The sequence below is a fragment of the Faecalimonas hominis genome (genome assembly GCF_054660755.1).
In genome coordinates this window covers 1-2219 of the sequence record NZ_BAAHSH010000006.1, presented here as the reverse complement: position 1 = coordinate 2219, position 2219 = coordinate 1, and the positions used below count along the sequence as shown (strand labels likewise).

The window sequence follows — 2219 nt, the reverse complement described above, 5'->3', positions numbered from 1 at the left end:
AGAACATTGATAATTAAACAATAGACAACGAACCTGAAAATTTCTAAGAGAAATTTAAAGAACGTATCAGAGGAATCTGATAAACCAAACAGTAAAAGGGATAGAATTGCTAGTAGTGATTCTTGAACGGGAAAACACTTTTAACGAGAGTTTGATCCTGGCTCAGGATGAACGCTGGCGGCGTGCTTAACACATGCAAGTCGAACGAAGCGCTTTCGATTGAATCTTCGGAGGAAAGAGGAAGTGACTGAGTGGCGGACGGGTGAGTAACGCGTGGGTAACCTGCCTCATACAGGGGGATAACAGTTAGAAATGACTGCTAATACCGCATAAGCATACAGCACCGCATGGTGCAGTGTGAAAAACTCCGGTGGTATGAGATGGACCCGCGTCTGATTAGGTAGTTGGTGGGGTAACGGCCTACCAAGCCGACGATCAGTAGCCGACCTGAGAGGGTGACCGGCCACATTGGGACTGAGACACGGCCCAAACTCCTACGGGAGGCAGCAGTGGGGAATATTGCACAATGGGGGAAACCCTGATGCAGCGACGCCGCGTGAAGGAAGAAGTATTTCGGTATGTAAACTTCTATCAGCAGGGAAGAAAATGACGGTACCTGACTAAGAAGCCCCGGCTAACTACGTGCCAGCAGCCGCGGTAATACGTAGGGGGCAAGCGTTATCCGGATTTACTGGGTGTAAAGGGAGCGTAGACGGAAGTGCAAGTCTGAAGTGAAAGCCCGGGGCTCAACCCCGTGACTGCTTTGGAAACTGTGCTTCTAGAGTGTCGGAGAGGTAAGCGGAATTCCTAGTGTAGCGGTGAAATGCGTAGATATTAGGAGGAACATCAGTGGCGAAGGCGGCTTACTGGACGATAACTGACGTTGAGGCTCGAAAGCGTGGGGAGCAAACAGGATTAGATACCCTGGTAGTCCACGCCGTAAACGATGACTACTAGGTGTCGGGGTACAAAGTACTTCGGTGCCGCAGCCAACGCAATAAGTAGTCCACCTGGGGAGTACGTTCGCAAGAATGAAACTCAAAGGAATTGACGGGGACCCGCACAAGCGGTGGAGCATGTGGTTTAATTCGAAGCAACGCGAAGAACCTTACCTGGTCTTGACATCTCCCTGACCGGACAGTAATGTGTCCTTTCTTTCGGGACAGGGAAGACAGGTGGTGCATGGTTGTCGTCAGCTCGTGTCGTGAGATGTTGGGTTAAGTCCCGCAACGAGCGCAACCCCTATCTTCAGTAGCCAGCAAGTAAAGTTGGGCACTCTGGAGAGACTGCCAGGGATAACCTGGAGGAAGGTGGGGACGACGTCAAATCATCATGCCCCTTATGACCAGGGCTACACACGTGCTACAATGGCGTAAACAAAGGGAAGCAAGCATGTGAGTGTGAGCAAATCTCAAAAATAACGTCTCAGTTCGGATTGTAGTCTGCAACTCGACTACATGAAGCTGGAATCGCTAGTAATCGCGAATCAGAATGTCGCGGTGAATACGTTCCCGGGTCTTGTACACACCGCCCGTCACACCATGGGAGTTGGTAACGCCCGAAGTCAGTGACCTAACCGAAAGGAAGGAGCTGCCGAAGGTGGGACTGATAACTGGGGTGAAGTCGTAACAAGGTAGCCGTATCGGAAGGTGCGGCTGGATCACCTCCTTTCTAAGGAAATAGAAATGCTTTTTTCGAAAGGGAAAAGAAGTAAGGTAGTTTATTGTTTAATTATGAGTGTTCTTAGAGGAAGTTCTTTTTCCTAAGTTCGTGAGAGACCTCACTAAAGAAAAAGAACAACTTTCGTACTAAACTCGAAAAGACCTCGTTAAGTACTCAATGTTTACTGGTGGCGATACGCTCAGGGGAAACACCCGTACCCATCTCGAACACGATGGTTAAGACCTGAGAGGCCGATGGTACTGCACTGGAGACGGTGTGGAAGAGTAGGTGGCTGCCAGTATATAAAAAGAAAAAAGACGAAAAAGCGGAAGAGACTCCTTGAAAAGGAGAGGGAAACCGGCTGACGTGCGAAAAGGCTGCACGGAGTCTTAAGAATAGATACAGGCATATGCGGAGAAGAGATAAAGCAGAAGGATATGCCAACCCGACCAGCAGGGAAGTGCTGTTACAGATAACTGGATTTACCAGTGATTAGAGAGTTGAAAAGGATTCAGTTTTCTAATGACTGATAAAACAGTCAAAAAATAGAACAGATG

2 rRNA genes are annotated in these 2219 nt (G+C 48.7%); both read left to right on the top strand.

Annotated features, from left to right (window positions below):
* The first annotated feature begins 139 nt into the window (after positions 1-139).
* Positions 140-1671: ribosomal RNA gene (locus ACYQ35_RS00910) — 16S ribosomal RNA — on the top strand.
* A gap of 174 nt (positions 1672-1845) precedes the next feature.
* Positions 1846-1963 (top strand): 5S ribosomal RNA (gene rrf, locus ACYQ35_RS00905).
* Positions 1964-2219 lie beyond the last annotated feature (256 nt).